At 68.3% G+C, this 26,030-nt stretch carries 19 protein-coding genes; 13 read left to right on the top strand and 6 right to left on the bottom strand.

Features of this window, described 5'->3' with window-relative positions:
- On the top strand, positions 1-571 hold a 571-nt coding region (locus tag GA0115259_RS16235), incomplete at its 5' end, for an FGGY-family carbohydrate kinase (RefSeq protein ID WP_256098019.1).
- A complete protein-coding gene (locus tag GA0115259_RS16230; protein ID WP_202450046.1) occupies positions 568-1,218 on the top strand; it encodes a histidine phosphatase family protein in 651 nt (216 codons plus the stop codon). The genes GA0115259_RS16235 and GA0115259_RS16230, both read left to right, overlap by 4 nt.
- A gap of 27 nt (positions 1,219-1,245) precedes the next feature.
- Here GA0115259_RS16230 and GA0115259_RS16225 read toward each other — a convergent pair whose 3' ends face one another.
- From GA0115259_RS16225 to GA0115259_RS16205, 5 genes are all read right to left on the bottom strand, one after another.
- Positions 1,246-1,842, bottom strand: coding sequence for a TetR/AcrR family transcriptional regulator (locus tag GA0115259_RS16225; RefSeq protein ID WP_093597033.1), 597 nt, complete (start codon positions 1,840-1,842; stop codon positions 1,246-1,248).
- A gap of 108 nt (positions 1,843-1,950) precedes the next feature.
- Positions 1,951-4,038 carry a DUF2264 domain-containing protein gene (locus GA0115259_RS16220; RefSeq protein WP_093597030.1) on the bottom strand — a complete coding sequence of 696 codons (2,088 nt, stop codon included), beginning with the start codon at positions 4,036-4,038 and terminating at the stop codon, positions 1,951-1,953.
- The gene (locus GA0115259_RS16215; RefSeq protein ID WP_093597027.1) at positions 4,035-5,015 is read right to left on the bottom strand and encodes a hydroxyacid dehydrogenase; all 981 of its coding nucleotides are present in this window, start codon (positions 5,013-5,015) and stop codon (positions 4,035-4,037) included. The genes GA0115259_RS16220 and GA0115259_RS16215 overlap by 4 nt, the downstream gene beginning before the upstream one ends.
- 244 nt (positions 5,016-5,259) lie before the next feature.
- Positions 5,260-5,907, bottom strand: a complete 648-nt coding sequence (locus GA0115259_RS16210; RefSeq protein ID WP_093597024.1) for a superoxide dismutase family protein — start codon at positions 5,905-5,907, stop codon at positions 5,260-5,262.
- Between the two features lie 392 nt (positions 5,908-6,299).
- The gene (locus GA0115259_RS16205; RefSeq protein WP_370747935.1) at positions 6,300-6,638 is read right to left on the bottom strand and encodes an alpha/beta hydrolase; all 339 of its coding nucleotides are present in this window, start codon (positions 6,636-6,638) and stop codon (positions 6,300-6,302) included.
- 380 nt (positions 6,639-7,018) lie between these two features.
- Here GA0115259_RS16205 and acnA point away from each other — a divergent pair, with 380 nt between their 5' ends.
- From acnA to GA0115259_RS16185, 4 genes are all read left to right on the top strand, one after another.
- On the top strand, positions 7,019-9,733 hold the full coding sequence (gene acnA / locus GA0115259_RS16200) for an aconitate hydratase AcnA (protein ID WP_093597021.1): 2,715 nt from the start codon (positions 7,019-7,021) through the stop codon (positions 9,731-9,733).
- Positions 9,734-9,953: 220 nt separating this feature from the next.
- Entirely contained in the window at positions 9,954-10,223 is a 270-nt protein-coding gene (locus GA0115259_RS16195; RefSeq protein ID WP_093597018.1) for a hypothetical protein, read from the top strand.
- Positions 10,216-10,845, top strand: a complete 630-nt coding sequence (locus tag GA0115259_RS16190) for a DUF6879 family protein (RefSeq protein ID WP_093597015.1) — start codon at positions 10,216-10,218, stop codon at positions 10,843-10,845. Before GA0115259_RS16195 ends, GA0115259_RS16190 begins: the two co-directional genes overlap by 8 nt.
- Before the next feature lie 93 nt (positions 10,846-10,938).
- Complete coding sequence (locus GA0115259_RS16185; protein WP_093597012.1) at positions 10,939-13,260, top strand: ATP-binding protein; 2,322 nt, start codon at positions 10,939-10,941, stop codon at positions 13,258-13,260.
- An 84-nt stretch (positions 13,261-13,344) separates the two neighbouring features.
- On the opposite strand, the gene GA0115259_RS16180 is transcribed toward GA0115259_RS16185, so the two are convergent.
- A complete protein-coding gene (locus tag GA0115259_RS16180; protein WP_093597008.1) occupies positions 13,345-17,202 on the bottom strand; it encodes a GH92 family glycosyl hydrolase in 3,858 nt (1,285 codons plus the stop codon).
- 526 nt (positions 17,203-17,728) lie between these two features.
- On the opposite strand from GA0115259_RS16180, the gene ngcE reads away from it, so the two are divergent.
- The 7 genes from ngcE to GA0115259_RS16145 form a co-directional block, all read left to right on the top strand.
- On the top strand, positions 17,729-19,174 hold the full coding sequence (gene ngcE, locus GA0115259_RS16175; protein ID WP_093597005.1) for an N-acetylglucosamine/diacetylchitobiose ABC transporter substrate-binding protein: 1,446 nt from the start codon (positions 17,729-17,731) through the stop codon (positions 19,172-19,174).
- A 121-nt stretch (positions 19,175-19,295) separates the two neighbouring features.
- Entirely contained in the window at positions 19,296-20,219 is a 924-nt protein-coding gene (locus GA0115259_RS16170; RefSeq protein ID WP_093597002.1) for a carbohydrate ABC transporter permease, read from the top strand.
- Positions 20,219-21,178, top strand: a complete 960-nt coding sequence (locus GA0115259_RS16165; protein WP_093596999.1) for a carbohydrate ABC transporter permease — start codon at positions 20,219-20,221, stop codon at positions 21,176-21,178. The genes GA0115259_RS16170 and GA0115259_RS16165 overlap by 1 nt, the downstream gene beginning before the upstream one ends.
- Before the next feature lie 249 nt (positions 21,179-21,427).
- Positions 21,428-22,627 carry an ROK family transcriptional regulator gene (locus tag GA0115259_RS16160; protein ID WP_093596996.1) on the top strand — a complete coding sequence of 400 codons (1,200 nt, stop codon included), beginning with the start codon at positions 21,428-21,430 and terminating at the stop codon, positions 22,625-22,627.
- A gap of 133 nt (positions 22,628-22,760) precedes the next feature.
- Entirely contained in the window at positions 22,761-23,864 is a 1,104-nt protein-coding gene (locus GA0115259_RS16155) for a substrate-binding domain-containing protein (protein ID WP_176732565.1), read from the top strand.
- A 243-nt stretch (positions 23,865-24,107) separates the two neighbouring features.
- Positions 24,108-24,896 carry an ATP-binding cassette domain-containing protein gene (locus GA0115259_RS16150; protein ID WP_093597036.1) on the top strand — a complete coding sequence of 263 codons (789 nt, stop codon included), beginning with the start codon at positions 24,108-24,110 and terminating at the stop codon, positions 24,894-24,896.
- The coding region (locus tag GA0115259_RS16145) for a sugar ABC transporter permease (RefSeq protein WP_093596993.1) at positions 24,893-26,030 on the top strand (1,138 nt) is incomplete at its 3' end. The genes GA0115259_RS16150 and GA0115259_RS16145, both read left to right, overlap by 4 nt.

The raw sequence follows: 26,030 nt of genomic DNA, 5'->3' as shown, positions 1-26,030 counted from the left end.
CCGGCTCGCCGCCGAGCACGAGCCGGCGAGCGTCGTGGCGTATCCACTTGTCTCGCGCGGCGAGCGCTTCCCGTTCCTGGCGGCGGACGCCGAACCGTTCGTACTGGGCCGGCCCACCGACGACGGCGATCGCTATGCCGCGCTGCTCCAGGGCGTGGCGCTCGTGGAACGGCTCTGTCTCGCCTATATCCGCTTTCTGGGCGCGCCGGCCCAGTCGCCGATCGCGTTCACCGGTGGTGCCACGAGCAGCCCGTACTGGAACCAGCTCCGCGCGGATGTCCTCGGGCTGACCGCCACGGTGCCGGAACACACGGACTCGGCGCTCGGGATGGCGGTGCTCGCGGCGCACGGTGTACGGGCGGGCGAGGTACGGGCGGGCGGCGTACAGGCGGGCGGCGAGGCCTCGTTGCTGTCGGCCGTACGAGGCATGATCCGGGTTCGGACGATCCTCGATCCCCGACCACGGATCAGCGCGCGCTTCGCCGGGCCCTTCGTCACACTGGTGGACGCGCTCGAACGACGAGGCTGGCTGCCCTCGGAGACGGCGGCCTATGCGAGGGAGCACGGATGACAGCCTCGCCACTGCGGATACCGGCCGCCACTGCCGTCATCCCCACGTCGCTCTTTCTGGCCCGGCACGGCGAGACCGTCTGGCACGAGGAGAACCGCTACACCGGCATCAGCGACATCGGCCTGACACCACGCGGAATCGAGCAGGCCGACGGGCTCGGTGTCTGGGCGGCCGGCGCCGGACTCGACGCGATCGTGACCTCACCGCTCGCGCGCGCCCGCCGCACCGCCGAGCCCGCCGTCCGCTCCACCGGTCTGGCCGCCGTCGTGGAACCGGACCTGAGGGAGCTGGACTTCGGCGTCGCCGAGGGCCGGACCATCGCCGAACTCGAAGCGTCGTACCCACAGGAGGTCGCGGACTTCCGCCGCGACCCGGTCGCCCATCCACTCCCGGGCGGCGAGAACCCGAAGACCGCCGCCACCCGCGGCGCCACCGCCCTGCTACGCCTGGCCGAGACCCACCAGGGCCGCCGCGTCCTGACCGTCGCGCACAACACCCTGCTCCGGCTGGTGCTGTGCCGACTGCTCGGAATCCCCGAGAGCGAATACCGCCGCGTACTCCCGGGCCTGCGCAACTGCGCGATCACCGAACTGCGGGTGACATCGGGAGAGGTGGCCCTGGTGTCGTACAACGTGCCGACGCCGTAGGGCGTACGGACCGCACGGTCGATACGGTCAGCGGGAGAGCCTGAGGAAGAGCAGCGAGGTGTCCAGCGCGGCTTCCAGATGTGCGCTGCTGCCGGTGGACATCAGGATCGTGACACCGCCCTGGATGGCCGCGACCATCGCGGCGGCGGTGCGTCCGGCGTCGAGGCCGCCCGCGATATGGCCGCTCTGCTGCATCCCGGTGATGCCGACGTGCAGTTCGTACTGCCACCGCTCGACGAGCCGTCCGGTCACCGCCTGCGCGGCGGGCGTGCTACGGCCCAGTTCGGTGATCAGTACGCCCAGCGGGCAGTTCATCCCTTGCTGCTGATAACGGAGTACGACCGCGTCCCGCCAGGCCTGCCACGCGTCCCAGGTGGTCAGCCGGCCGAGGTGCGGCTGCTGGTCCTCCAGTACGCGTTCGGCCTCCCGCTCGGCGACGGCGAGCAGAAGCTGCTCCCTGCCGTCCGGGAAGTAGTGGAAGAGCTGGCCCTTGCTGGTGGCGGTCCTGCGGCAGACGTCGTCCAGTGTGGTGGTCAGGACTCCGCGCTCACGGATCTCGGCCGCGGCGCCGTCGATGATCCGCTGCCGTGTCGCGGCTCCCTTGGCGGTCAGCGCCCTCGCCATGTCGGCTGTCCTTCCGGCTCCCGGAACCCAGGATTCTGGACTTACGGGTCTATTTTAAGCGCGCGACAGTGGGACTGTCGACCGAAGAGAGTTGATGGCTTCCTGGCCTCAGGTGTGGTCGACCGTCAGCGGGCCGAAGCCGATACGGGTGGTCGAGCCGTCGTCAGCCCAGGTCACCTCGATCGTGCTTCCGTCGACGCCCGCTGTACGGACCTTGCTCACCGCCTCGGACAGCGGGGCGGCGTCGGGCTCCGCGGTGAGGCTGGCGAGGGCGGCGAAGAGGGCCGTGCCCTCGGCCTTTGCCGTCAGCCGCGGCACGCGTGCCCAGCGCGTGAACGCCGTGCCTTGCGGTGCCCGTGGTTCGTCCGCCGACTCCCAGCCGTACAGCCCGAGCAGAGCGGACCGTACGCCGTCGCTGCCGCCCGCGCTGTCGCCGGTGCCGGTCGCCCAGCCTGTCTGCCGTACGCGCGCTCCGGGCGGAGCGCCCAACACGCGGTGCACGCGCAGTTCGTACCGGCCTCTGACCACGGTGACGCTCTCGACCCGCAGTCCGGGCACCATGGGCGGGCCCGCCACGAAGACCGGCAGATGCCAGGAGGCTGCCCAGCCCCAGCCGTCGCCGTGTCCGGCACCCAGAGGGCGGATACGGCGACGGACACTGCGGACTCCCGCGATCTCCATGGCGAAATGGTTGTCCGCGATGTTCTCCGGCGAGGTGGGTCCCGTCCTGGTGGAGTAGGCCTGCCGACCGTAGTGCGGATCGTCCTGCGCCGCCGACTCACCTTCATGGGGCCGGACGTTGTCACTGCCGTGGTTGTGCAGCCGTACGATCCCGTCCGCCGCCGTGGAGTGCACCAGCAGCCCCGGCGCGGGCAGGGAGAGTACTCGGTCGGCGCCTTCGCCGGGTGTCGGTTCCTCCGTGGCCGTCCACAGCGGATGGTCCTGGGGCGCGAGCAGCGCGACGAAGGCCTTGGACGCCCAGTAGGGCGAGGCGGGACCCGAGTAGCGCTGAAGCGTGGCGACATGAGGCCCGTGCCAGCCCAGGCTGAGCAGACCGTCCGCGCCGGTGGCGCCGCGGTCGAGGAAGTGACGGAGCGATCCGTTCAGCAGTCGGCGCGAGACACCGGGCGTGAGCGGAGTGTGGCCGGTGACGGCGCCCAGGGCGACCGCCGTGCCGGCCGCGAAGCGGTAGGTGAGCGAGCGGCCGAAGTGGATCGGGGCGCCGTCGGCGCCGAAGAGCAGCGAGAAACTCTCCAGATGCTCGCGCAGCCGTGCGCCGAGGCGGGCGTCCGCCGATTCCGCGGACTCGGCTGATTCCGCCGATTCCGATTCCGCCGATTCCGTACCGGCGAGATGGGCGTCCAGCACCGGATAGAAGTGCAGCGCCCAGCCGTTGTAGTGGTCGAAGGCCCGGCCGTCGCCGTCGGCGTACCAGCCCTGTCCTCGGTACCAGCCCTCCAGCAGACCGAGCGCTCGCTCCCGAGCGCGTGCCGTCTCCGCGTCTCCGCGGCCCACCGACTCCAGGAATCCGGCGACGGTGTACGGGAAGAGATACCAGTTGTTGGGCGCCGGGGTGTGCCGCAGCGCGCCGCGCAGCCATTCCTCGGCGCGGTCCCGCACCTCCGGATCCAGCCGGTCCCAGAGCCAGGCCCTGGTCAGCCGCAGTCCGATGGCGACGGACGCGGACTCGACCATCGGCTGTCCGTGCACATCGTGGCCGAGGATCAGCGGCCAGGACTCGGCGTCGTCCCGGCCGGGCGTACGGGTTCCGGCCGCGAGCCCGTCCGCGTACCGGTCGAGCCAGCCGTGCGGATCGTCGCCGCCCGCGCCCGCGACACGGAGGGCGGCGGCGAGGAACGTACGGGCGTATCCCTCCAGACCGTCCGACCGCACACCGGAGGCGGAGGGCCGGCCGGGCAGGTCGAGCAGGGCGCGGCCCGGAGTGGCCCACTGCCAGGCGGCGTGGAGCAGACCGTCGGCGGTGGCCTCCCAGTGGGCCCGGGTGTAGCCGGTGTACGGGCTCGACGCGCGGTCCTCGTCGGGCAGTTGGAATCCGGGACTCTCGCGTGCCGGGCGGCTCTCGCGCAACGGGCGGCCCTCGCGCAACGGGCGCCCGTGCCGGGGGACTTCCGGCCCTGGGACTGCTGGCCCCGGCACTTCGGCTTCCAGCTCCGGGACTTCGCGAGGTGAGGTCATGCGAGGAAGGCCAGCCTTTCGCGTCGTACGGGATGGGCGAAGCCGTCGCCCGTGGCCCAGCGGGCGGCCTCGCCGACGGCGAGATCGGCCAGCCGTCGCAGCTCATTGCCCTCGGAGCCGGCGAGATGCGGGGTGATGATCGCGTTCTCGCACTCCCACAGCGGATGGTCCGGCGGCAGCTCGTCGGGATCCGTGACATCGAGGACGGCCCGGATCCGGTCCGCCCGGAGCACTTCGATGAGCGCCTCCTGATCGATGACGGCGCCGCGCGCGGTGTTGATGAGGACACCGTCGCGCCGCATCGACAGAAGGAGCTCACGGCTGACGAGACCACGGGTGGCGGGCAGCAGCGGCGTGTGCACGCTCACCGTGTCGCTCAGCGCGAACAGTTCGCCCAGCTCCACCCGCCGGACGCCGAGCGCCGCGGCGTCCTTGTCATCGACGTACGGATCGTGCAGCAGCACCCGCAGATCGTAGGGCCGCAGCAGTTCGATGACACGGCGGCCGATCAGCGAGGCGGACAGAATGCCCACGGTACGGCCGTAGTTGCCCACCTCGGCGACGGTACGCGGCCCGTCCTCGCGACGGCGCGCGGCCCGGTAGTCGCGGGCGCGCTCCAAGGCGCGTTTGCCGGACAGCAGGATCATCGCGACGGTGTACTCCGCCACCGGAAGGGCGTTGGCCGCGGCGGCCGAGGACACCTCGATTCCGCGTTCCCAGCAGGCCTCGGTGATATGGCCGCGTACCGAACCGGCGGTGTGGACGACGGCGCGCAGCCGCGGCGCCGCCGCCAGGACGCCGGTGTCCAGAGGCGGGCAGCCCCAGCCGGTGACGAGGAGTTCGACCTCCGCGAGCGTGGCGCGGGCCCGGTCGGTGGTGAAGTCGTCAAGGGCGGGCGGCGGCGCCAGCTCGCACACGGCGCGCAGGGCTGCCAGGGAGTCGGGGCCAAGGACGGCGTCCGCGACGTCCGGTGCCATGGCGAGCGCGGCGCGCGGCCGTGACCGGCCCTGTGACTGTGGTCGTGGCTGCGGCCTGGCATGTGGCTGTGGCTGTGGCTGTGAGGTCAACGATCTCGGTCTCCCGTGGGTCCGGTCCGTCCGGGACCAAGTATGTCGGCTTGTGGACCAAGACCGGGTTCCGGGCGACCGGGCGCCGGGCAGCGACCCGTACGGATACGAGTGCCGCTCCGGCACCACCGGGACGTATTACTCGCAGGATGTATCACTCATCGGTGCCGGTGCTGGTGCCGACGCCGGTCGGTTCGAAGGGCACGGTGAGGCAGGCGAGCCGTGCTCCCGCCGTTCCCGCCTCGCCGGAGGCCGTCGACGTGTGGTGCTCATGGATGACCACGGAATGCGCGCCGCCCGGCCGGAAGCGCCAGTCGTGCCGGGACTTGGCGGCGCCATGGCCTCCGGCGTCGGTGGTGAAGTCCAGCCAGACCTCGTTCTCGGCGTTCGCGTAGGCGGGATCGATGGACGGCTGGTTCGGGTCCTCGACGTTCTGGTAGTGCGGGCCCGAGGCGTCCGGCGTCCGGCCGCAGGGCTTGGTGTGCACATGCGCGCCGTACATACGGTCCGGGAGCAGACCGCTCACCCTGAACCGGACCGCGATGCCCGTCCCACCGGCCCGCTCGCCGGTGTGCTCTCCCGTGTGCTCGCGGACCTGCTGGACGACGGAGACGCGGGAGCCCACGGGCACCTTCTTCACGTCATATGTCAGCGCGTTCGAAAGCTGGAAGGGGGAGGGCGGCGCGAACCATCCTTCCGCCTTCACCGAGTCGGAGCCGTCCCGCGCGAATGCCGTGGTGGTCGGCATCACGAGCACGGCTGTGACGGCGAGGGCTGCGGACGCCTTGCGATGAGTCCTCACGAGCGGTCTCCTTCGACGGTGATGTTGAGGAGTCCAGGGTGGTGGACGGCGGCGGTCCCGCCGTGTCGCATGGCGAGTCCGCGCCACGCGTTTAAGGCGTTCGGTGCAGTGGAGCGTCCGGTGCGCCGAGGCGTTCGGCGCCGGCGCCGCGGTCAGGGCCAGATTAACTCCGGGGCACATCGCCGGCATTCAGAGAGCATCGATGCCGTCTCCCGGGATTCGATGCGGGCCCGCCCGAGAAGCTTGAGCAGGCCCTCGCGTCCGCCGAGGCGCCGCCCGGCCGGATCCTCCGTGTGGGTGATGGCGCCGCGACCGGCACTCACCGACCGGGACCGCCATGGGCCGACCCGGCCGGCGAGGCGGCCCAGAATCGGCCACGCCGCCCTGCGTCCTTAAGCTGTCGCGGCCGGTAGACCACCCAGGCCGGGGGCCCGCCCGGATGTCTGCTCGGCAGCGGCCGGTTGGGCCCGGAAGAAGCCGGCCAGCTTCTCGGCCGCGGGCCCGACGTACGGCTCCTTGTCGTAGAGGTCGACGTGGCTGGCGCCGTCGATCCAGTGCAGTTCCTTCGGGGCGCGCGCTTTCTGGAACGCCTCCACGCTCATCCAGGAGGTCACCGCCTCGCGCCCGACGATCACGAGGAGCGGGCGCGGCGCGATCAGATGGACGAAGCGGAATCCGGAACGGGCTCGCGGTGGGCGGGCTCCGGTGGCCTCCTGCCGGCGGCCACACATCCACGGTGGCGTCGGGGCGGCCGGGGTACCAGGGAGGGCGCTGCCTATGTACGTCAGTACCAGGCGCGCGGCTGCCCGCCTGCGGACACTGGAGTCATGGAACTCCAGGACAACGCTTCCGGCGGCAACGAACCGGGCGACTTCCTGCGCGCCCGCGCGGATCGGCCGAGCCCGCGCATGACCCGGCAGCGGTCATGTACTAGAGTTATCTCGACATCGAGATATCTGCCGAAGACGTACCGCAGCCGCCACTCGGTAAGGGTTGCCTAACCAAGCCTTACCTTAGCGGATCGGCGAGGGCCGTGGCGGCGTCATGCGGCGGTAGCCGCACATAGAGGTACAGGCGCGGTAGTGCGCGCACATTGATGAAGGAGACTGTCGTGTCGGCGAACAGCTTCGACGCCCGCAGCACGCTGCGCGTGGGCGACGAGTCGTACGAGATCTTCAAGCTGGACAAGGTCGAGGGCTCCGCGCGCCTCCCTTACAGCCTGAAGGTGCTGCTGGAGAACCTGCTCCGCACCGAGGACGGCGCGAACATCACCGCCGACCACATCCGCGCGCTCGGCGGCTGGGACTCCCAGGCGCAGCCGAGCCAGGAGATCCAGTTCACCCCGGCGCGCGTGATCATGCAGGACTTCACCGGTGTGCCCTGTGTCGTGGACCTCGCCACCATGCGTGAGGCCGTGAAGGAGCTGGGCGGTGACCCGGCGAAGATCAATCCGCTGGCGCCCGCCGAGCTGGTCATCGACCACTCCGTCATCGCCGACAAGTTCGGTACGCCCGACTCCTTCGCGCAGAACGTGGAGCTGGAGTACGGCCGTAACAAGGAGCGTTACCAGTTCCTGCGCTGGGGCCAGACCGCGTTCGACGAGTTCAAGGTCGTCCCGCCCGGCACCGGTATCGTCCACCAGGTCAATATCGAGCACCTGGCCCGTACGGTCATGGTCCGTAACGGCCAGGCGTACCCCGACACGCTCGTCGGCACCGACTCGCACACCACCATGGTCAACGGCCTCGGTGTGCTCGGCTGGGGCGTCGGCGGTATCGAGGCCGAGGCCGCGATGCTCGGCCAGCCCGTCTCGATGCTCATCCCGCGCGTCGTCGGCTTCAAGCTGACCGGTGAGCTGCCCGCCGGCACCACCGCCACCGACCTCGTCCTCACGATCACCGAGATGCTGCGCAAGCACGGCGTCGTCGGCAAGTTCGTGGAGTTCTACGGCGAGGGCGTCGCCGCCACCTCCCTCGCCAACCGCGCCACCATCGGCAACATGTCGCCGGAGTTCGGCTCCACCGCCGCGATCTTCCCGATCGACGGCGAGACGCTGAAGTATCTGCGGCTGACCGGCCGCAGCGAGCAGCAGGTCGCGCTCGTGGAGGCGTACGCCAAGGAGCAGGGCCTCTGGCTCGACCCGGCCGCCGAGCCCGACTTCTCCGAGAAGCTGGAGCTGGACCTCGCCACGGTCGTCCCGTCCATCGCGGGCCCGAAGCGTCCTCAGGACCGTATCGTCCTGGCCGAGGCCAAGGAGAAGTTCACCGAGGACGTACGCAACTACGTCTCCGAGGACGAGGAGGCGGGCAAGGAGTCCTTCCCGGCCTCCGACGCTCCTGCCTCCGCCAACGGCGTGCCGACGCGGCCGACGCTCGTCACGGCGCCCGACGGTTCGACGTACGAGATCGACCACGGCGCCGTGGTCGTCGCCGCGATCACCTCCTGCACCAACACCTCGAACCCGTACGTCATGGTCGCTGCCGCGCTGGTGGCCAAGAAGGCGGTCGAGAAGGGCCTGACCCGCAAGCCCTGGGTCAAGACCACTCTCGCGCCCGGCTCGAAGGTCGTCACCGACTACTTCGACAAGGCCGGTCTGACTCCGTATCTCGACAAGGTCGGCTTCAACCTCGTCGGCTACGGCTGCACCACCTGCATCGGCAACTCGGGCCCGCTGCCCGAGGAGGTCTCCAAGGCCGTCAACGAGCACGACCTCGCGGTCACTTCGGTGCTCTCCGGCAACCGCAACTTCGAGGGCCGGATCAACCCCGACGTCAAGATGAACTATCTTGCGTCGCCGCCGCTGGTCGTCGCGTACGCTCTCGCCGGCTCGATGAAGGTGGACATCACCAGGGACGCCCTGGGCATCGACCAGGACGGCAAGCCCGTATATCTCGCGGACATCTGGCCCACCGAGGCCGAGGTCAACGATGTCGTGGCCAATGCCATCGGCGAGGACATGTTCAACAAGTCCTACCAGGACGTCTTCGCGGGCGACGCGCAGTGGCAGGTGTTGCCGATCCCGACCGGCAACACCTTCGAGTGGGACCCGCAGTCCACCTACGTCCGCAAGCCCCCGTACTTCGAGGGCATGACGATGGAGACCAGCCCGGTCGAGGACATCACCGGCGCGCGGGTGCTCGCCAAGCTGGGCGACTCGGTCACCACCGACCACATCTCCCCGGCCGGTGCGATCAAGGCCGACACCCCGGCGGGCACCTACCTCACGGAGCATGGCGTCGAGCGGCGCGACTTCAACTCGTACGGCTCCCGCCGTGGCAACCACGAGGTGATGATCCGCGGCACCTTCGCCAACATCCGGCTGCGCAACCAGATCGCGCCGGGCACCGAGGGCGGCTTCACCCGCGACTTCACCGTCGAGGGCGCCCCGGTCTCCTTCATCTACGACGCCTCCCAGAACTACCAGGCCGCCGGCACTCCGCTGGTCGTCCTGGCGGGCAAGGAGTACGGCTCGGGCTCGTCCCGCGACTGGGCGGCCAAGGGCACCGCGCTGCTGGGCGTGAAGGCCGTCATCGCCGAGTCGTACGAGCGCATCCACCGCTCGAACCTGATCGGCATGGGCGTCCTCCCGCTCCAGTACCCGGAGGGCGCCTCGGCGCAGGCCCTGGGCCTGACGGGCGAGGAGACCTTCTCCTTCACCGGCGTCACCGAACTCAACAACGGCACCACTCCCCGCACGGTCAAGGTCACCACGGACACGGGCGTGGAATTCGACGCGGTCGTCCGCATCGACACCCCGGGCGAGGCGGACTACTACCGCAACGGCGGCATCATGCAGTACGTGCTGCGGAGCCTGATCCGCAAGTAGGCGGCGGCTGCCAGCGGCTGCCGCGGCGGTGGAGGCATGAACTGAGGGCCGTGTTCCGTACGTACCTGTACGGGACACGGCCCTTGCCGTATCCCGCGTTCGTCGGTCGCGACGGCTTCGATGGCGTGAACCTGCCCTCGCGTGATGTTGCTCTATGTAATCAGATGCATATACAATGTGGAGCAGTTGCGCACTCAATCAACCTGAGTGGAGGCAAGGCATGGCACGTGCCTGGGAGGCCGATCCTTCGGCGTTATTCGACCGGCGACTGGGGAAGTCCGCCAAGGAACTGGGAAATTCCACGGAAGACGATGAATGCCCGGATATCTGGCAGCTCGACAACGGTGATATCGCGGTGATCGGCAGAGACCTCACGTCTCACTACGCGCCGCGACTGCCGGAGGGCGTAGCTCTCGCCGCGGACGAGCGGCTGGTCGTCATCCCTGGGAATATGTTGAGCGCCGCGAAGGCAGAGATCCCCGATGCTTGATCTCCGCGCCCCCACTCTTCCGCCGGAGCAGGGCGAGAGGCTTGTGCGAGACGTCTACAGGCGTGACTTCCGGGAACGCAACGCGGCGATCCACGGGCGGGATTCATGGAAACTGGAGCGCCGTCAGTATTTCGAGGAGCAGGGCAGCGCCAGCCGGGACGCATTGACCCGAGGAGACTGGGACGAGGCGCTGCGCCTTATTGAGGCGGACCGGGAGGATCTGGTCGCATCAGCTCGGGACAACATGAAGCGCGCTTCCATTTTCCACCGGCTGCGCGTGGTCGAAACCCCGCTGACCCCGTATCTGCAATGGGAGCTGCATGCGCTGCGGCTCAGGGCGGAATGCGGCGCGAGAATCCGCACGCTCGATGCCGGGACCCTGGAGGCGTCAGAGGCGGACAACCTCTTGCCGGAATTGGTCGTTCTCGGCGGCCGAACGCTCTACGAGATTCTCTACACCGAATCCGGTGTTCCGAACGGCGCGGTTCGCTATACCGATAAGGAGACTGTCCGGCGCTGGGAGAACTACATCAAGGAACTTTACGGGGCAGGTGAGGATGTGGAGAGCTACTTCGCCCGTGAGGTCGCGCACCTTCCCCCGCCGACGATGAACGCGGAGTAGACGATCGACGAGCACAGAAAAGACGAGGGGCGGCTCGGCAGGACGAACAATGACCTGTCGGGTACGTCACGCGATGCCGTCCAGGCGGGCAGCGTGAGAGGAGGAATTCACTTCCACGGACACGGCACGCCGGGAGAGGACGGTTCTCCCGTCCCCACGCCACGGCAACTCCCGGCCGACATACGCGGGTTCGTCAACCGAACGCATGAACTCGACGAGCTCAACGCCGTGCTGGCCGATGAGGACGGTCGTCCGCTGGTCATCTCCGTCTGCGTGATCGCCGGTACCGCCGGCGCGGGAAAGACCTCACTCGCGCTGCGCTGGGCCCATCAGGTCCAGGAGCGCTTTCCGGACGGGCAGCTCTACGTCAATCTGCGCGGCTACGACCCGGGGGAGCCGGTCACGGCTCAGGACGCCCTCCACCGTTTTCTCGGCGCACTGGGCGTACGGCCCGGATCGGTGCCGCGGGATCCCGATTCCGCCGCGGCGCTCTACCGCTCCCTGCTGGCCGGCCGCCGGATGCTGATCGTCCTCGACAACGCGGCCACGGTCGGCCAGGTCCGCCCGCTGCTGCCGGGCAGTGCGGGCTGCCTCGTGGTCGTCACCAGCCGGAGCCGGCTCTCCGGGCTCGCCGTCCGAGACGGGGCACGGCGGCTGACGCTCGGTACCCTGCCGCAGCCCGAGGCGGTCGCTCTGCTGCGTGCCGTCACCGCCGGGTACCGGCCGGAGGACGATCTCGACAAGCTCACGGAGCTGGCCGGGCTCTGCGCCCGGCTGCCGCTGGCCCTGCGGATCGCCGCCGAACGCGCCGCGAGCCGGCCCCATATGCGGCTGGACGACCTGATCGCCGATCTGCGGGACGAGAGCGCCCTGTGGGACGCGCTGAGTACCGGAGACGACGAGGAAGCCGAAGCGGTCCGTACGGTATTCGCCTGGTCCTACCGGGCGCTGCCGGAGCGTGCCGCGCGCCTCTTCCGCCTCCTCGGCCTGCACCCCGGCCCCGAGTTCGGCCTCCATGCCGCGGCGGCCCTCGCCGGACAGACCGTCCCCAAGACCCGGCAGTTGCTCGACTCCCTGGTCGGCGCGCATCTGCTGGAGCAGACCGCGCCCGACCGCTACCAGTTCCACGATCTGCTGCGCGCCTACGCCACCGACCAGGCGCAGAACGAAGAGCCGCTCGGGGAACGGTCGGCCGCGCTCCGCCGCGTACTGGACTGGTATCTGCACACCGCCGACATGGCACAGACCTGGATCAGACCCGCCGAACTCCACCTCATACTCGGTCCGCCGGCGGAAGGTGTGCAGCCACTGTCCTTCGCCGACTACGACGCCGCCGTCGACTGGGCGGAGCGTGAGCACATCAACCTGCTCCAGACTGTCCGCGTCGCGGCCACCGAGGACGACCGGCTTGCCTGGCGACTGGCGGTTGTCCTGGCGAAGGCGCAGTCTCCCTCCGCCCTGGCGGCGGACTGGCTGGCCGTCGGCCGCACAGGTCTGGCGGCAGCACGCCGGTTGGGAGACCGTGGCGCGGAGTTCCGGCTCCTGGGCGAACTCGGCAAGAACTACGCCCAGGTCGACCGCCTCACCGAAAGCCACGAGAGCCACCTTGAGGCATTGGCCATCTCGCGTGAGCTGGGCGATCGGCTCGGCGAGGCCCGCTCGCTCAACCTCATCGGCCTGTTCCATCTCCGTACCCGGCAACTCGCCGACGCCGCCTCGTACTTCGAGCAGGCCCTCACCGTCTTCCGGGAGCAGGACGCCGCCCACTGGGAGGCCACGACGCTCTCGAACCTCGCCAGTACCCACCACCGCGCCGGCCGCCTCTCGGAGGCGTCCGCCGCCGCCCGCCAGGCGCTGGCGGCGCACCGCGCCCTGAGCAATCAGCGAGGCGAAGGCAATGTCCTACGCCTGTTGAGCCATGTGGAGCATGAGCAGGGAGACGAGGAGAAGGCACTCGGTACGGCCCGCGAGGCTCTGGACATTGCGCTCACGTTGCGCGATCACCGGCTGGAGGGCTACTGGCTTCTCACCCTCGGCGACGCTCAACTGGCCAACGGTCAGCCCACCGAGGCGCTCGCCTCCTATCAGCGGTCCGCCACGCTCCATCGGCGCCTCGGGAACCGGAGCCGGGAGGCCATGGCGTGGAACGGTACGGCTCAGGCGTACCGGCATCTCGACCGGCACAAGGAAGCCGCTCACTTCCATCGCCGGGCCGCCGCCGTTCATCGTGCCTTCGGTGACATCTGGGACGAGGCCATGGCTCTGGACGGGCTGGCCGAGGCCCTGGTCATCGACGACCCGGAGGCCGCCCGTACGCACTGGGCGGACGCCCTGGGGCTGCTGGCCGGTTACGACGATCCCCGCGCGGTCGCGGCCCGTGCCCGGATCGAAAGCCGCCGCGCCGAAGCGGACTGAGCCAGAGCCCGGAGAAGAGAAACGAAACGGGCCGCCGGCTCTCCCCGGCGGCCCGTTCCCTCAGGCGTTTTCCAACTACACCCGCTACCTCAGCAGTTCCACCTCCGCCAGCGTCGGCGGGACATCGCTCGAACCGTCGCTCACCAAGCGGTACCTCTCGTACGTCCCCGGCTTGGCGATCGTGAAGGCCCTTGTCTGCTTGTCCCAGGTGAAGGACTGCGCCGATCTCGTGTCCAGCGTCTGCCAGGTCGCGCCGTCATCCGTCGAGCCCTGGAGTGTCCAGCCGCTCGGGGCCTTCGAGGCCGTGGACGACGTCAAGGTGTACTGGACCGCGCGGGTCGCCGATCCGACCGGGAGGTCCAGCGACTCGACCGTTCCCTCCGTACGGGAGGAGTTGTCGAAGAGCGGGCCGGCCGAGGCCGGCAGCGCGTCCGTCCGCGGCGACGGCGCCTTGTCGTCCTGGGTGATCGAGACCGGCGCCGCGTCCTTGCCCGTGCCCCACTTCGACGGCTTCGGGCCCATCGTGAAGTCCAGCGTGCCGCCGGCCGCGATCAGCTCGTGCGGGAGCGCCGTGGAGTTCCAGGGCTTGCCGTTGACCCTGAGGCTCTGGACATAGATGTTCTTGTCGCTGTTCTCCGGAGCCTTGATCACCAGCGTGCGGCCGTTGTCCAGATGGACCTTCGCCTTGGTGAAGAGCGGCGAGCCGATCGCGTACTCCCCGCTGCCCATCACCAGCGGATAGAACCCGAGCGCCGAGAAGAGATACCAGCCCGACTGCTCGCCGTTGTCCTCGTCGCCGTGGTAGCCCTGCCCTATCTCGCTGCCGACGTACAGCCGGCCCAGCACCTCACGGACCTTCTCCTGCGTTTTCCACGGCTGCGAGGCCGCGTTGTACATGTACGTGACATGGTGGGCGACCTGGTTGGAGTGGCCGTACATGCCCATCCGTACGTCGCGCGCCTCCGTCATCTCATGGATCACACCGCCGTACGAGCCGACGAACTCGGGACCGGCCGTCTCGGGCGTCGCGAAGTAGGTGTCCAGCTTCTGTCCGAGGCCTGCGCGCCCGCCGTACAGATTCGCCAGACCGCGCGAGTCCTGCGGTGCGGTGAAGGCGTAGCCCCAGCCGTTCGTTTCGGTGTAGTCGTAGCCCCAGATCCTCGGGTCGTACTGCGCCGAGTCCACCCGCCAGTCGCCCTTGAGATCACGGCCCTGGAAGAAGCCGGCTTCGGTGTCGAAGAGGCTGACATAGTCCTGCGCGCGGTTGCGGAAGTACTCCGACTCCTCCTTGTAGCGCGCCTTCTTGGTCTTCTCGTAGAGCGCCTCGCCCATCTTGGACAGGCCGTAGTCGTTGAGGTAGCCCTCCAGCGACCACGAGAGGCCCTCGTGCGTCTCCGTGGAGGCGTAGCCGAGGAACGGAGAGGTCTCCATGCCCTTGCGGCCCACACCCGAACTGGGCGGCACCACCGTGGCGTTCTTCAGCGCCGCCTCGTACGCCGCCTCCGCGTCGAAGTCGACGCCCTTCACATACGCGTCGGCGAAGGCCACGTCCGAGCTCGTGCCGGTCATCAGGTCCGCGTAGCCCGGCGAGGACCAGCGGGAGATCCAGCCGCCGTCCTTGTACTGCTGGACGAAACCGTCCACCAGCTCGCCCGCCCGCTGCGGAGTGAGGAAGGAGTACGCGGGCCAGGTCGTCCGGTAGGTGTCCCAGAAGCCGTTGTTGACGTACACCTCGCCGTCGACGATCTTCGCGCCCGTCCGCGTCGGCGTGTCCTGGCCCGTCTTCGCCGAGAACGGGCTCGCGTACTGCTGCTTCGGCTGCGACGTCGTACCGGTGTTCTCGAAGCCGGAGTTGGGATACAGATACAGCCGGTAGAGGCTGGAGTAGAGCGTGGTGAGCTGGTCGTGGTTCGCGCCCTCCACCTCCACCCTGCCCAGGATGTCGTCCCAGGCGTCCTGCGCCCGGTCCTCGACCTTCTTGAAGCGGGTGCCTTCGGGGATCTCGTCGGCGAGGTTCTTCTTCGCCTGGTCCACGCTGATCAGTGACGTCGCGATCCGCAGGGTGACGGTACGGTCCTCGCCGGCGTCGAAGCGCAGATAGCCGGTGACATCCGCGCCTCCGCCGCCGGGCAGCTTGCCGCTCGCGGTGACGGGCGCGTCGAAGACGCCGTATACGAAAAGACGCGTGGCGCCGGTCGACAGACCGCTCTTGACATCCGAGAAACCGGTGAAGGAACTCGTCCCCGGATCGAGTGTCAGTCCGCCCGCGTTGGAGATGTTGTCGAAGACCATGCTCGCGTCGGCGCCGGGATAGGTGACCCGGACCATCGCCGCGTGATCGGTCGGCGTCATCTCCGTCTTGAGGCCGTTCTCGAACGTCACACCGTAGTAGTGCGGCTTCGCGATCTCGTTCTCGTGCCGGAATGGCAGGGCGCGCGCCGTACGGGACGCGTTGGGCGTGCCCGGGGCCACCGACGGCATCATCTGGAACGTCTGCCGGTCGCCCATCCAGGGACTCGGCTCATGGCTGGCGCTGAAGGCCTGCACGGTCGGCAGATTGTCGGCGTTGTTGGCCCGGCTGTACTCGTACAGCCAGCTGTTCGAACCGGCGTTGGTCACCGGGGTCCAGAAGTTGAAGCCGTTGGGCACGGCGGTCGCCGGGAAGGTGTTGCCGCGCGAGAAGGATCCGCTGGAGTTGGTGCCGCGCGTGGTGGACGCGTAGTCCGACAGATGCTTGAGCCGCTTCTCGGGCGCCTTCGGGGCCAGGGTGATGTCGTCGATCCAGCCCTGGAAGGTCGCCGGACCCTTGGGGGAGTCGTACGCCACCAGGATCCGGTCGACGGTCTTGCCGGCCGCGACCGGGCCGATGCTCGCGTCGACCTGGTTCCACTGGTTGACGTAGAGGCGCTTGGCGGCGCCCTGGCCCTGAGGAGTGAGCAGTCCGCCGTGCGCGTCGACGGCCTTGAGATCACTCAGATAGGTGCCGTCGGTGAAGGCGAGATCGACGGAGACATTGGTGGCCGGGTAGTTGAGATCCGTCTCCGGGAGGGAGGGATAGATCCGGTAGGAGAGCGCGGTGTCGCGCTCCACGGCCGTGTCGACATCGAAGATCTTGTTGTACGAGTACGCCCGCCCGTCCGGCTGGTGCGTACCCGCGTACTTCAGCGCTCGCGTCCCGGTGAATCCGGCGGCGGCCTTGGCCGTGGGAGAGCCGGACGGGCCGCGGTCGACCTGGGTGCGCATGTCCTGAGGCGGCGGAGTGCTCGTATCGCCGTCGGAGAACTGGACATCGGCGAGCTGAGTGGCGTCGGAGGCGCCGTTGTTGGCCGTGATGTCGAGCCGGTAGTGCTGGTACGCGGTGGTGTTGGCGATGTCGTACGACTTGGTCTGGAAGCGCTCGCCGAAGGTCTCGCCCTTCCGCGTGTCCAGGTCCCGCCACTCCTTGCCGTCCGTGGAGCCCTGGAGCGTCCAGTCCTTGGGATCACGCTCGGCGTGGTCGTTCGCCGAGGTCAGGGCGTAGGTGAGGACCTTGACCGGCTCGTCGAGATCGAACTCCACCCAGGCGGTCCTGGTGAACGCCAGCCACTTGGTGGCCGACTGGACATCGACCAGATTCTCCTTGGTCTCACCGGCGCCGGTGTTCTCGCCGCTGGCGCGCAGCTCCACCACCCGGTCGGTGACATTGCCCGGGATTCCGCTGGTGAAGCCCCCGTCGACACCGGATGCCCGCTTCTCACCGCCAGGGCCCACTTCGACGGTATTGCGCCAGTCCGGCTGTTTTTCGTCCGCCTCGAAGGACGAGCTGAATTCCTTTTCCGCCGGCTCGGGTTGTGCGGGCTGTGCCACGGCGGCGGACTGTGCCGTTACGACGAGCAGCGCGGCGGTCGCCACCAGGGCGGCTGTGTGCCATTGTCTGCGCCGGGGTCCGGTTCTCTGCTCCATACCGAGTCTTTCCTCCTGCGTACCAAGTCGGACAACGTTGTCAAACGAGAGCGCAGGTCCAGTAGGAGCCAAGTGCGGAGTGGTGTCAAGGGTGTTGCCGGGGTGGAACATTTGGAATCGGCCATTCCGATGCGGGCGGAGGTGGTCGAATGAGTACACAACCGCCTCGGATATCCGCGAGGTCTCAACTAGGGAAAGACTGCCGCCCAAACCTGCTTTCGATCTTGCTCCGTCGACGGGAAGTGGACTATACCTGTCGCGTCCGCCCCTGGAGTTTCCCGCAGTGGCGGACAACACGTAGGAGGACAGGGGGCGGTGGGGAGGGCTCTGTCCGCCCCCGGCCGAACGGTCGAGGCCCGTACTCCCGCGATCGACACCTCCGACGAAGACTGACATTCCCGTACAACCCGGCTTTATCTGTACGACCCAGCTTCATTTGACCGCGGTGGCGGGGCCCTTCTCCTCAGGTGAGAAGCACGGGCGACCGGTACACCGCCTGAGTCCTGGAGAAGGCGAGGACTTGAGCATGGGATCCACCTCCGCTCAGCACAACGGGGGCCTCGGCCGTCGTGATGTGATCAAGCGGTCCGCCGCGATCGGTCTGATCACCGTCCCGACGATGAGCTTCCTGGCGTCCTGCGCGAGCAGCGACAGCGGGACCGACAACAAGGTCGAGAAGGGCACGACGTCCGAGAAGAACCCGCTCGGAGTGAACGAGACCGCGTCGCTCGACTTCGTTCTGTTCGACGGCGGTTTCGGCACCGAGTACGCCACGGACGCCGTGGAGCAGTACAAGAAGGCCTTCCCGAAGGCGGAGGTGAAGTTCACCCCGACGCAGAAGATCCAGTCCCAGCTCCAGCCGCGCTTCAACGGCGGCACCCCGCCCGACCTGATCGACAACTCGGGTGCCGAGCAGATGGACATGGGCGTTCTCGTCGGCAAGAAGCAGCTCGCCGATCTGACGCCACTGCTGGACGCGCCGTCCTACGACGACCCGGCCAAGAAGGTCCGTGACACGCTGCGGCCCGGTGTGGTCGAGATGGGCCAGTTCGACGGCGACCCGGTCTGGATCATGTACTACGCCTACACGGTGTACGGCGTCTGGTACTCGCAGACCGCGCTGGACAAGCTCGACGCGGAGTACCCCGAGGACTGGGACGCGATGCTGGCCCTCTGCGCGAAGGCCAAGAAGAAGGGCATCGCGGGCTGGACGTACGCCGGCAAGTATCCGTACTACATCCCGTTCTCGCTCTACCCGTTCATCGGGAAGATCGGCGGGCGTGAGGTCCTCGACGCGATCGACAACCTGGAGCCGAACGCCTGGAAGCACCCGGCCGTCAAGGCCGCCTTCGAGGCGTACTACGAGCTGTTCCAGAAGGGCTACATCCTCCAGGGCACGCCCGGTCTCGACCACATCCAGTCGCAGACCGCGTGGACCGAGGGCAAGGCGCTGTTCATCCCGAACGGCTCCTGGGTGGAGAACGAGGCGGCGAAGACCACGCCGAAGGACTTCGCGATGAAGGTGGCCGCGCCGTCCGGTCTGGACAGCTCGGACAAGCTGCCGTTCGGCACCATCTGGGCCTCCGGCGGCGAGCCGTTCGTCGTCCCGGCGAAGGCCAAGAACCCCGACGGCGGCATGGAGCAGCTCCGCATCATGCTGAGCGAGGCGTCCTCGAAGAACTTCACCTCCAAGGTGAAGTCGCTGACCTCCTTCAACGGCGGCACCGACGGCCTCACGCTGTCCACCGCGCTCCAGTCCGGTGTCGACGCCCTCGCCAAGGCCGGCGACAACGTACTGAACCCGCGGATGCAGGACTGGTACGTCGCCCTCCAGAAGGAGAAGCTCGGTGTGGGCGTGCTCGGCGAGATGATGGCCGGGCGCATGACTCCGGCCGAGGCCATGAACAAGGCCCAGGAGTTCGCCGACGCGGCGGCCAAGGACGACTCCATCAAGCACTACAAGCACCAGTAGGAGCGGCAGCGGCCGGAAGCCCCGCCGGGGCTTCCGGCTCCGGCCCGTCGGCCGCGCGCGGAGTCCGACGGGCTCCCCAAGGCAGCACGGCGGCACCCGCCGGGATTCGGGGTCGGGAGACATGCAACACGGCAAGTACCGGTTCATCGTGGGGTTTCTCATTGTCCCCTTGGCGCTGTACGGACTTTTCGTCGTATGGCCGTTCGTCCAGTCCATCTACTATTCGTTCACGGACTGGACCGGGCTCAGCCCGGACTTCGCGATGGTCGGCTTCGACAACTACACCCGGATGCTCGATGACGAGACCTTCTGGAGTTCTCTCCAGCACAGTCTGACCTTCGCGCTGCTGCTGCCCGTGGTGGTGCTGGGACTGGCGCTGTTCTTCGCGTTCATGCTGAATGTCGGCGGGCGCCACCGTAAGGGATCCGCGATTTCGGGTGTGCGCGGATCCGCCTTCTACAAGATCGTGTATTTCTTTCCGCAGGTGCTGTCCATCGCGATTGTCGCGCTGCTCTTCCAGTTCGCGTACAACCCGAACAGCGGCGCCATCAACTCGGCGCTCGGCGCCGTCGGTCTGGACAGCGTGCAGCCGGAGTGGCTGGGCGATCCGAATCTCGCGCTGTGGTGTGTGATGGCCGTCCTGGTCTGGTCCACCACCGGCTTCTTCGTCGTCCTGTTCTCCGCGGGCATGGCCTCCATCCCCAAGGACTTCTACGAGGCGGCGCTGCTGGACGGCGCGAACCGCTTCACCACCTTCTTCCGCATCACCCTGCCGCTGCTGTGGGACACGGTGCAGTCGGGGTGGGTCTACATGGGCATCCTCGCCCTCGGCGCGGAGTCCTTCGCCGTCGTCCAGATCATGACCGTGGGACCCGGCGGGCCCGCCGATTCCACCAACGTACTGACCTTGCTCGTCTACCAGAAGGCGTTCCGTGACGGTCAGGCGGCCTATGCGACCACGATCGGTGTCGCCCTGCTCATCGTCACGCTGGCCTTCTCCGCCATCGTGATGCGGCTGGGCCGACGTGAGCGGCTGGAGTTCTGATGAAGACCACCGACACCACTCCTCCGGCCGACACCCCGGGCCCGGCCGGCCCGCAGGACGCGGCTCCGGCCGGTACGGTCACGGCGCCGCCGGCCGTGCGCAAGACGGCTCCGCCCGCCGCCAGGGAGTCGAAGAGCGGCGGCGTCCTCAATGTGTTCTCGCACGGCGTGCTCGTCATCTGGGCCGTCCTGGTCGTGATGCCGCTGCTGTGGGCGGTCATGACGTCCTTCAAGGACGACAGGTCCATCTTCACCAAGCCGTGGTCGCTGCCCGACTCGCTGCACTTCGAGAACTGGTCGCGCGCCTGGACCCAGGCGCATATGAGCGACTACTTCCTCAACACCGTGCTGGTGGTGGCCGGTTCACTCGTCGGCACCCTGCTGCTCGGCTCGATGGCCGCGTATGTACTGGCGCGCTTCGAGTTCCCGGGCAACCGCTTCATCTACTACCTGTTCATCGGCGGGATGAGCTTCCCGATCATTCTCGCGCTGGTCCCGCTGTTCTACGTCATGAACAATCTGGGCCTGCTGAACACCATCCACGGTCTGATCCTCGTCTATATCGCCTACTCGCTGCCGTTCACGGTCTTCTTCCTCGTCTCGTTCTTCAGGACGCTGCCGACCTCGGTGGCGGAGGCGGCGATCATCGACGGTGCCTCGCACACCCGGACGTTCTTCCAGGTGATGCTGCCCATGGCCAAGCCCGGTCTGATCAGCGTCGGGATCTTCAACTTCCTGGGTCAGTGGAACCAGTACCTGCTGCCCACGGTGCTCAACACCGACCCGGAGAACAAGGTGCTCTCGCAGGGACTGGTGCAGCTCGCGGTCAGCCAGGGGTACAAGGGCGACTGGTCGGGTCTCTTCGCCGGTCTGGTGATGGCGATGCTGCCGGTGCTCGCCGCGTACATCATCTTCCAGCGCCAGGTGGTGGCCGGTCTGACGGCGGGCGCCCTGAAGTAGACCGCCGGAGATCGCCGAAAGACCGCCAGGCGTCGGCGGTCACGGGACGGCGCAAACCACTCGAACCGCCCGTCGACACTGGTCGGCGGGCGGTTTGTCGTGTTCCGCATTGCTCAAGGTCTTGACGGGGAGCAGCCCGAAAGGCTGAGCTTAGGGTTCACAAGTTGGAGATACGTCGGGGTCTCATTGGCGCGGCCCCGGCCGGCGGCGGCGGTCGTGCCGGCTGCCAAGGGCAGGAGTGGATCAGTCGTGGAGACTCCAGGGTCGCAGTCGTCTCTGCACCGGGCCAACCTCGAACGAGTCGTACGAGCTGTTCGTATGGCCGGTTCGCTCACCCAGGCGGAGATCGCCCGGAGCACGGGACTGTCGGCGGCCACGGTCTCCAATATCGTCCGTGAGCTGAAGGACGGCGGCACGGTCCAGGTCACGCCCACCTCGGCGGGCGGCAGACGGGCCCGCAGCGTCTCGCTCAGCGGGGACGCGGGCACCGTGATCGGGGTCGACTTCGGCCATACACATCTGCGGGTGGCCGTCGGCAATCTCGCCCACCAGGTGCTCGCCGAGGAGTCGGAGCCGCTCGATGTGGACGCCTCGTCCGCCCAGGGATTCGGCCGCGCCGAGGAGCTGGTCGAGCGGCTGATCGAGAGCACCGGTGTCAGCCGCGGCAAGGTGATAGGCGTCGGGCTCGGTGTTCCCGGGCCGATCGACGTGGAGTCGGGCACGCTCGGCTCCACCTCGATCCTGCCGGGCTGGAGCGGAATCAATCCCAGCGACGAGCTGGCCGGCCGTCTCGGTGTGCCGGTGTACGTGGACAACGACGCCAACCTCGGCGCGCTCGGCGAGCTGGTCTGGGGGAGCGGGCGCGGAGTCAGGGACCTGGCGTACATCAAGGTCGCCAGCGGTGTCGGCGCCGGGCTGGTGATAGACGGCCAGATCTACCGCGGCCCGGGCGGTACGGCCGGTGAGATCGGCCACATCACACTCGACGAGTCGGGCCCGGTCTGCCGCTGCGGCAACCGCGGCTGTCTGGAGACCTTCACCGCTGCCCGTTATGTCCTGCCGCTGCTCCAGTCCAGCCACGGCGCCGAACTGACCATGGAGCGCGTCGTCCAGCTCGCCAGGGAAGGCGATCCGGGCTGCCGCCGCGTGGTCGCCGACGTGGGCCGTCATATCGGCAGCGGTGTGGCGAATCTGTGCAACCTCCTGAACCCCAGCCGGGTGGTGCTGGGCGGCGATTTGGCGGAGGCTGGGGAGCTGGTGCTCGGCCCGATACGGGAGTCGGTCTCCCGGTACGCGATCCCCAGCGCGGCACGGCAGCTCTCGGTGCTTCCCGGGGCACTCGGCGGCAGGGCCGAGGTGCTCGGCGCGCTCGCCCTGGTGCTCAGCGAAATGGGCGATTCGACCCTTTTGGAGAGCGTCATTCCGGCCACGGCACCTGCCTTCACTTAGATAACGAATGGCACCGTTGTCATCTCGTTAAGGATTTACTCCTTGACGCCGACCTCGGAGCCGAGTTGACTTCCAGCCACCTCGGCCGCAACGACGCGGCCTCGTCAGGGAGGTTTGTGAAGTGAACGCAATGATGCGTCGTGCTGCCGTGGCCGCCGCCGCCACCGCGATGGCCGTCTCGCTCGCCGCCTGTGGCAGCGCGGCGGAGTCCGGCGACAATGCGGATGCGTCGAAGTCGTCGGACAACAAGGGCCCGATCACGGTCGGCCTGCTCCTGCCGGAGAACGAGACCGCCCGGTACGAGAAGTTCGACAAGCCGCTGTTCGAGAAGAAGGTCAGCGAGCTGACCGACGGCACGGGCAAGGTCGTCTACGCCAACGCCAAGCAGGACGCGACGCTGCAGAACCAGCAGGTCGACACGATGATCACCAACAAGGTCGATGTGCTCGTCGTGGACGCCGTCGACTCCAAGGCCATCGCCAGCTCGGTGCAGAAGGCCAAGGACGCCGGTATACCGGTCGTGGCGTACGACCGTCTGGCCGAGGGACCGATCGACGCCTACACCTCCTTCGACAACGAAGAGGTCGGCCGGGTCCAGGGCAAGGCGCTCCTCGAAGCGCTCGGTGACAAGGCCAAGTCCGGCGACATCGTGATGATCAACGGCGCCGTGACCGACCCGAACGCCGCCCTGTTCAAGAAGGGCGCGCACTCCCAGCTCGACGGCAAGGTGACCATCGGCAAGGAGTACGACACCAAGGAGTGGAAGCCGGAGAACGCCAACGCCAACATGGAAGGCGCCATCGCCGCCCTGGGCAAGGACAAGATCATCGGCGTCTACTCCGCCAATGACGGTATGGCCGGCGGTATCATCACCGCCCTCAAGGGCGCCGGCTTCACCAAGCTCCCGCCGGTCACCGGCCAGGACGCCGAACTCGCCGGTGTGCAGCGCATCGTCGCGGGCGAGCAGTTCATGAGCGTCTACAAGTCCTACCCGGAAGAGGCCTCCGTGGCCGGCGAGATGGCCGTCGCGCTCGCCAAGGGCGAGAAGCTCGACTCCATCGCCAAGTCGACGGTCGACAGCGCCACCACCAAGGGCGTTCCCTCGGTGCTCGTCCCGGTCGTTTCGCTGACCAAGGACAACATCAACGACACGGTCATCAAGGACGGCATCTACACGGTCGCCGAGATCTGCACCGGCGCCTACAAGGCCGACTGTGACGCGATCGGTCTGAAGTAGGTCACCCGGGGACCGTGCGGTCCCCGCCGGGTCCGCCCGGTGACCTGCCCCCGGTGAAGCCTGTCCGGCACCCCGCCCACCCAACAGCCCCGCAGCTCGGGCGGGGTGCCGGATGGAACCACCTCGGCCGCCGTGCCGCACGCCGTGCTCCGGCACCGTGCGGCCGGTCTCTTCCGTTCTCTTCTGCTCGACCTCCGCGCCTCCCCCCGGCGCGGCATCCCCGCCGGTCAGGCGGCGAAGGAGATGGTTCACGTGACCGCTACGCCCGTGCTGGCGTTGCGAGGGGTCTCCAAGCGATTCGGAGCCGTCCAGGCGCTCACCGAAGTAGAGCTTGAGGTCCACTCCGGTGAGGTGGTCGCCCTGGTCGGCGACAACGGTGCCGGGAAATCCACGCTGGTGAAGACCATCGCCGGCGTGCATCCCATCGATGACGGAGTCATCGAGTGGGAAGGCAGGCCCGTCTCGATCGGCAGGCCGCACGACGCCCAGAGCCTGGGCATCGCCACCGTCTACCAGGACCTGGCGCTGTGCGACAACATCGATGTCGTCGGCAACCTCTACCTCGGCCGTGAACTGCGGAGCTGGGGCGTGCTCAACGAGGTCGAGATGGAGCGCCGCTCGCGCGAGCTGCTCACCACCCTGTCGATCCGTATTCCAAGTGTCCGTATCCCGATCGCCTCGCTCTCCGGCGGCCAGCGGCAGACCGTGGCCATCGCCAGGTCCATGCTCGGCGAGCCCAAGCTCGTCATTCTGGACGAGCCGACCGCGGCCCTCGGTGTCGAGCAGACCGCCCAGGTGCTCGACCTGGTCGAGCGGCTGCGCGAGCGCGGTCTCGCCGTGCTGCTCATCAGCCACAACATGGCGGACGTCAAGGCCGTCGCGGACAAGGTGGCCGTGCTCAGGCTCGGCACCAACAACGGCGTCTTCGATGTCGCGTCCACCTCGCAGGAAGAGATCATCGCGGCCATCACCGGAGCCACGGACAACGCCGTGACCCGTCGCGCGTCGCGCACCGTGGAGGTTCAGAAGTGACCACCGAGAACACCTCCCCCTCGCTCGACAAGGCGGCACCGGCCGGCCAGGCACCGGCCCCGGTCGACGCTCCCGCCGCGGCGGACGGCGCGGTCACCGCGGTCGACCCGCGGCTGCTCGTGCGCGAGCAGGGATTCGGCGGCTATATCACCGAGTTCAAGCGCAAGATCCGCGCCGGTGATCTGGGCGCGATACCCGTCGTGCTCGGCCTGATCATCATCTGGGCGATCTTCGGGAGCCTGAACTCCAACTTCCTGACCGCGGAGAACCTCAGCAATATCTCCGTGGCCATGGTCGGCACCGGCATGATCGCCGTCGGAATCGTCTTCGTCCTGCTGCTCGGTGAGATCGACCTCTCGGTCGGCTCGGTCAGCGGTGTCGCGGGCGCGACCTTCGCGGTCCTCAGCGTCACCCACGGCATGGCGGACTGGCTGGCGTTCGTCCTCGCCATCCTCACCGGTACGGCCGCGGGAGCCATCCACGGCTTCTTCTTCGCCCGGATCGGCGTCCCGGCCTTCGCCGTCACCCTGGCCGGTCTGCTCTTCTGGAGTGGCTTCATGCTCCAGCTCCTCGGTGACAGCGGCACCGTCAACCTGAGCGCCGACAGCCTGGTGGCCAAGCTCACCACGTACTACTTCACGGATGTGGCGGCGGCCTACGGTCTCGCCGTGGTCGTGGTGGCGGTCTTCTTCCTGACCTCGTTCTTCGAGAACCGCCGGCGCGAGGCGGCCGGAGTCCCGTCCAGGCCGCTCAGCGAGACCATCCTGCGCTCCGCGCTGCTCGCCGTGGTGGCCTTCGTCGTGGCGGCCCTCTTCAACCAGTACAAGGGCCTGCCGCTGGCGGTGGTGATCTTCCTCGCGGTGCTCGTGATCACCGACTTCGTGCTGCGCCGCACCAGTTACGGACGTAAGGTCTTCGCGCTCGGCGGCAGCGTCGAGGCCTCCCGCCGCGCGGGCATCAATGTCGCGCTGGTCCGTATCTCGATCTTCTCGCTCGCCGGTACGTTCGCTGCGGTCGGCGGTCTCTTCATCGCCTCCAAGATCGCCGCGGCCAACCAGGGAGCGGGCAGCGGCGACCTGCTGATGAACGCCATCGCGGCGGCGGTCATCGGCGGCACCAGCCCCTTCGGCGGCC

The sequence above is a fragment of the Streptomyces sp. MnatMP-M17 genome, assembly GCF_900091995.1.
In the GTDB taxonomy this organism is placed as follows: Bacteria; Actinomycetota; Actinomycetes; order Streptomycetales; family Streptomycetaceae; genus Streptomyces.
The sequence above is the reverse complement of the archived record's forward strand: the minus strand, read 5'-3'. Positions and strand labels throughout refer to the sequence as shown.